The organism is Streptomyces sp. SID10853, assembly GCF_010548145.1.
In the GTDB taxonomy this organism is placed as follows: Bacteria; Actinomycetota; Actinomycetes; order Streptomycetales; family Streptomycetaceae; genus Streptomyces.
This window is the reverse complement of record NZ_JAAGLN010000335.1, coordinates 1-5,720: the sequence shown is the minus strand read 5'-3', so window position 1 is coordinate 5,720 and position 5,720 is coordinate 1. Positions and strand designations below refer to the sequence as shown.

Genomic DNA, 5,720 nt, shown 5'->3' with positions numbered 1-5,720 from the left:
CGGCCACACGCCGCCCCCGTCCGCACCGGCCCCTTCGGGCAGCGCGACCGCGCCGGCCGGCCCCGAGCAGTCCGCACCCGCAGAGAGCACACCGTAAGCAAAATGAGAACCGTCCGAACTGCGGAGGCCGCCCGTGCCAAGCGGTCGCTCCGGCTCCGGCCGCCCATGCGGTATCTCCTGCCGCTGCTCCTGCTCCTGGCGCTCTTCGGCGTGCTGGTGATGCGCGGCTACGTCCACAGCGAGATCGTGGCCGACCACCGGGTCCGGCCGCCGGCCCCCACCGGCGACGTCCCCGGCCACATCCTCGACGGGGGCCCTGTCATCGACGCCCGGGGCAAGGGCGAGCCCACCAGCCTGCGCATCCCCGACCACCGGATCGTCCTGACCTTCGACGACGGACCCGATCCGGAGTGGACCCCGAAGGTCCTCGACGAGCTGAAGAAGTACCACGCGCACGCCGTCTTCTTCGTCACCGGCACCATGGCCTCCCGCTATCCGGCCCTGGTCAGGCGCATGGTCGACGAGGGCCACGAGGTCGGCGTGCACACCTTCAACCACCCCGACCTCTCGTACCAGTCGAAGAGCCGTATCGACCGGGAGCTCTCCCAGACCCAGCTGGCCCTCGCGGGCGCCGCCGGAATCCGCTCCTCGCTGTTCCGGCCGCCCTACTCGTCGTTCGCCGACGCGCTGGACGACAAGAACTGGCCCGTCGTGAAGTACATCGGCGGCCGCGGCTACATCACCGTCCTCGACTCCATCGACAGCGAGGACTGGCAGCGGCCCGGCGTCCCCACGATCCTGCGCAACGCGACCCCCGAGGGCGGCCGGGGCGCGGTCGTCCTCATGCACGACTCGGGCGGCGACCGCGCCCAGACCGTCGCCGCGCTCGGCCGCTATCTGCCCGAACTCCAGCACGAGGGCTACGAGTTCGCCAGCCTCACCGACGCACTGGGCGCGCCGTCCGCACAGACCCCGGTCAGCGGGGCCGAGCTGTGGCGCGGCAAGGCGTTCGTCTTCGCCGTCGGGCTCTCCGACGACATCTCCGGCATCCTGATCGGCTGCCTCGCCGTCGTCGGTGTGCTGGTGTTCGCCCGCTTCGGGCTGATGCTGGTGCTCTCCTTCCGGCACGCCCGCAAGGTCCGCGCACCGGGCTTCCGCTGGGGGCCGCCGGTCACCGAACCCGTATCGGTGCTGGTCCCCGCGTACAACGAGAGCGCCTGCATCGTCAGTACGGTCCTCTCACTCGCCGGGAGCGACCACCCCGTCGAGGTCGTCGTCATCGACGACGGCTCGACCGACGGGACGGCCGATCTCGTGGAAGCGCTGCGGCTGCCCGACGTCCGGGTGGTGCGCCAGCGCAACGCGGGCAAGGCCGCCGCGCTCAACAACGGCATCGCACACGCCGGGCACGGCCTCATCGTGATGATGGACGGCGACACCGTCTTCGAAGCGGCCACCGTGCGCGAACTGGTGCAGCCCTTCGGCGACCCTGCGGTCGGCGCGGTCGCCGGGAACGCCAAGGTCGGCAACAGGGACAGTCTCATCGGCGCCTGGCAGCACATCGAGTACGTGATGGGCTTCAACCTGGACCGCCGGATGTACGACGTGCTGGGCTGCATGCCCACCATCCCGGGAGCCGTCGGCGCCTTCCGCAGGTCCGCACTCGACCGTGTCGGCGGGCTGAGCGAGGACACCCTCGCCGAGGACACCGACCTCACGATGGCGCTGCACCGCGACGGCCGGCGCGTGGTCTACGCGGAGAACGCCCGCGCCTGGACCGAGGCCCCTTCGAGCGTCCAGCAGCTCTGGTCGCAGCGCTACCGCTGGTCGTACGGCACGATGCAGGCGATCTGGAAACACCGCCGGGCCCTGGTCGAGAGGGGGCCATCCGGGCGGTTCGGCCGGGTCGGGCTGCCGCTGGTCGCGCTCTTCATGGTGCTGGCGCCGCTGCTGGCCCCGCTCATCGACGTCTTCCTGCTGTACGGGCTGATCTTCGGCCCCACGGAGAAGACCGCGCTGGCCTGGCTGGCCGTGCTCTCCGTCCAGGCGGTGTGCGCCGGGTACGCGTTCCGGCTCGACCGCGAACGGATGCGCCACCTGGTCTCGTTGCCGCTCCAGCAGATCCTGTACCGGCAGCTGATGTACGTCGTGCTGCTCCAGTCGTGGATCACTGCTCTCACCGGTGGGCGGCTGCGCTGGCAGAAGCTGCGCCGTACCGGAGAGGTCGCCGCCCCGGGCGCACTGCCCGCACCGCGCCCGGCCGCCGCGAGCAGCGGTGTCACGGGTGGTGCCGGTGGTGGTGAGGGCAGGGGTGACGGCGGCGGTGACGGCCGTGGTGCGGGCGGCGCTGCTGGCAGCAGCCGTACGAGCAGTGGTGCGGGCAGCCGTACCGGCGAGGACCGGAGCCCCGTCGCATGACCGCCACCACACCGGTGCCCGGGCCGGCTGTTCCCGGCCCCGGAGCCGCGGCCCCGGAAGCCGCACCCGGAACGGGCCCCGGCACCAGCCCCGGTGCTGGCCGCGGCACCGGCCCCGGCCTCAGCCCCAGCCTCGGTACTGGTCCCGGTACCGGCCCCGGCCGTGATCGCTATCTCGATCTGCTGCGGACCGCCGCCCTCGTCCGCGTCGTCCTCTACCACCTGTTCGGCTGGGCCTGGCTGTCGGTCGTCTTCCCCTCCATGGGCGTCATGTTCGCGCTCGCGGGGTCCCTGATGGCCCGTTCCCTGAGCCGCCCCGCCCTGGAGGTGATCCGGGGCAGGCTCCGCCGGCTGCTGCCGCCGATGTGGGCGTTCGGCGCGCTGATGCTGGGGATGATGGCGTACGCCGGGTGGCGGCCCTCCGTCACGAAAGTGCTGCTCTACCTCGTACCGGTCGGCGCCCCGCCCTACCCCGACGCACTCGGCTCCGCCTCCGGCCTGCTGGACCAGGACTGGCCCGACCAGGCGGTGGGCCCGCTCTGGTATCTGCGCGCCTACCTCTGGTTCGTGCTGCTGTCGCCCCTGCTGCTGAGAGCCTTCCGCAGGCTGCCCTGGCCGACGCTGCTCGCCCCGCTCGCGCTGACCGCGGTCATCGGCACGGGTGTGGTGACCGTGCCCGGCGAACCGGGCCTCGCCCTCACCGACTTCGCGGTCTACGGCTCCTGCTGGATCCTGGGCTTCGCCCACCAGGACGGGCTGCTCAAGAAGGTGCCGCGCTACTTCCTGGTGTCCTGTGCCGTCCCCGTCATGGTCTTCGGTCTCTGGTGGGCGCACGGCCATCTCGGGCCCGACGGCTGGGACCTCAACGACATCCCGCTCGCCCAGGCCACCTGGTCGTTCGGCGCCTGCGCGCTGCTCCTCGCGTACGCCCCGTCCTGGCACCGGCTGCCGCCCGGGCCGGCCCGGTTCGACCGGCTCATCACGCTCACCAACAACCGCGCCGTCACCATCTACCTCTGGCACAACGCCCTCATCATGGCCACCGTGCCGCTCATCGACCAGCTGTACAACGTGCCGTTCGCCGGGGACCGGTTCGGCTCCGCGCTGACCGCCACATACAGCGTGTGGATGTGCGTCGTGGTCTGGCCGCTGATCGCGCTGACCGTGCCGGCGGTCGGCTGGATCGAGGACCTGGCCGCCCGGCGCCGGCCCCGGCTCTGGCCGGACGGCCGGGCCGGCCGTCCGGCTGGACGGTTGCGCCGTACGGGACGTAGAACGGTGGTTCGACGGCGGCGCGGTGGTCGCCCGGAGGGGGAGCGGAACACGTGAGCAGGATGCAGACGCGCCGTATGTTCAGGCATATGGCGACCGGGGAGCCCGTCGAACTCACGAGCCCGATGTCGTCGGTGAGGAAACTGGCCCGGCTCGCCTTCATCGCGGAGCAGTTCGGCTACCGCTACCTGGACGCCCGGCAGACCGGCGGCCGCAACAGCGTGCTCAAGATGCAGCTCGTCCCGGACCTCGATCCGCAGGTCCAGCAGCGCGCCGCGTGGAACCGCGCGAACTATCCGCAGGCCGCGGAGGGCGGGCCGCTCCCGCCCTTCAGGACGGACGCCGTGGAGCTGCTCAAGGCCCGGCTGAAGTTCGACCTGACCGGCAAGAACGCCGAACAGCGCATGCTGTACGGGGCGTTGGGGACAACCGTCGGCGCCGTGATCCTCGGCTACCGGATCGGCGGGGACGCCCTCTCGTATCTCATCGCGGCGATCATCTGGGCGGCGCTGATGGTGATCTTCGTGATCGGCTTCTTCGTCAACCGCAGCCGCCACGCGAAGTTCGCCGCGCTGTTGCAGTCGCAGGGCTTCGTAGCGCTGACGGACGAGTCGGGCCGGGTGCGCTATCTGCCCCCGGGCAGCCAACTCCCCTACCAGGGCGGCCCGATGGGGGCCGGGCCGTACGGAGTACCCGCGCAGGGCCCGTACGGGGCCTCGGGTCCGGTGCCGTACGGTGCGCAGCCGCCCGGCCCGTACGCCGGAAACGGCCAGGCCCCCGGCCCGTACGGCGCCCAGCCGCAGCCCCAGCCGTACGCGCAGCCTCAGGCATACGAGCAGCCTCAGCCGTACGCGCAGCCTCAGGCGTACGCGCAGCCGCAGCAGCACCAGCAGCCGTATGCCCCGCAGGCCCAGCAGCCGCAGCCGCAGCAGCACCAGCAGCCGCATGCCCAGCCGCCGCAGGGTGACCCCCGGTCGTTCGGGCCGCCCCCGGCGTACGGCGGGCCGCCGCAGCGCTGACGGCAGGAGCCGCGCCCGCCGTCCTGCCCGGGGCTGTCGCCGCCCCGCCGCCCGCTTCTGTGCCGTTTGTTCTGCCGTGACCTGGCCGGTTACCGTCGCCGTACGCGCTCCCGGGAGGCTCACGCACCATGCACGACACCGCACCGCCCCAGCAGGGCCCGCTCGCCGGGTTCACCGTCGGCGTCACCGCCGCCCGGCGCGCGGAGGAACTCATCGGGCTGCTCCAGCGGCGGGGTGCCGTCGTCCAGCACGCGCCCGCCCTGCGCATCGTGCCGCTCGCGGACGACAGTGAACTCCGTAGCGCCACCGACGCGTTGATCGCGAACGCCCCGGACACCGTCATCGCGACCACCGCGGTCGGTTTCCGCGGCTGGACCGAGGCCGCTGACGGCTGGGGCCTCGGCGACGCCCTCGCCGAGCGGCTGCGCGGGGCGGAGATCCTCGCGCGCGGACCCAAGGTCAAGGGTGCGATCCGGGCGGCCGGACTGCACGAGGAGTGGTCGCCGGCCTCCGAGTCGATGGCCGAGGTGCTCGACCGGCTGCTCGCACAGGGCGTCGCGGGCCGCCGGGTCGCGGTTCAGCTCCACGGCGAGCCGCTGACGGAATTCGTGGCGGCGCTGCGGGACGCGGGCGCGGACGTGGTCGGCGTACCGGTGTACCGGTGGCTGCCGCCCGAGGACATCGGCCCGCTCGACTGGCTGCTCGACGCGACACTCGCCGGATCGGTCGACGCCCTGGCCTTCACCAGCGCGCCCGCCGCCGCCTCACTGCTGGCCCGCGCGGAGGAGCGCGGGCTGCGGCCCGGTCTGGTCGCCGCGTTCCGGCACGGCGTGGCGGCGGTCTGCGTGGGGCCGGTCACGGCGCTGCCCCTCCAGGCGCAGGGCATCGCCACCCTTCAGCCGGAGCGCTTCAGGCTCGGGCCGCTCGTGCAGGTCATCTGCCAGGAACTTCCCGCCCGCGCGGTGGAGTTGACCGTCGCGGGCCACCGGGTGCAGATCCGGGGCCTGGCCGT

At 72.8% G+C, this 5,720-nt stretch carries 4 protein-coding genes; all 4 read left to right on the top strand.

The window, feature by feature from the left end:
- Nucleotides 1-165: 165 nt before the first annotated feature.
- The gene (locus tag G3I19_RS33910; RefSeq protein WP_164267546.1) at nucleotides 166-2,418 is read left to right on the top strand and encodes a polysaccharide deacetylase family protein; all 2,253 of its coding nucleotides are present in this window, start codon (nucleotides 166-168) and stop codon (nucleotides 2,416-2,418) included.
- Nucleotides 2,415-3,746, top strand: a complete 1,332-nt coding sequence (locus G3I19_RS33905; RefSeq protein ID WP_164267545.1) for an acyltransferase — start codon at nucleotides 2,415-2,417, stop codon at nucleotides 3,744-3,746. The genes G3I19_RS33910 and G3I19_RS33905 overlap by 4 nt, the downstream gene beginning before the upstream one ends.
- Nucleotides 3,747-3,778: 32 nt before the next feature.
- Nucleotides 3,779-4,708, top strand: a complete 930-nt coding sequence (locus G3I19_RS33900; RefSeq protein WP_239075013.1) for a hypothetical protein — start codon at nucleotides 3,779-3,781, stop codon at nucleotides 4,706-4,708.
- A gap of 128 nt (nucleotides 4,709-4,836) precedes the next feature.
- A partial coding sequence (locus tag G3I19_RS33895; protein ID WP_164267543.1) for a uroporphyrinogen-III synthase occupies nucleotides 4,837-5,720 on the top strand: 884 nt, incomplete at its 3' end.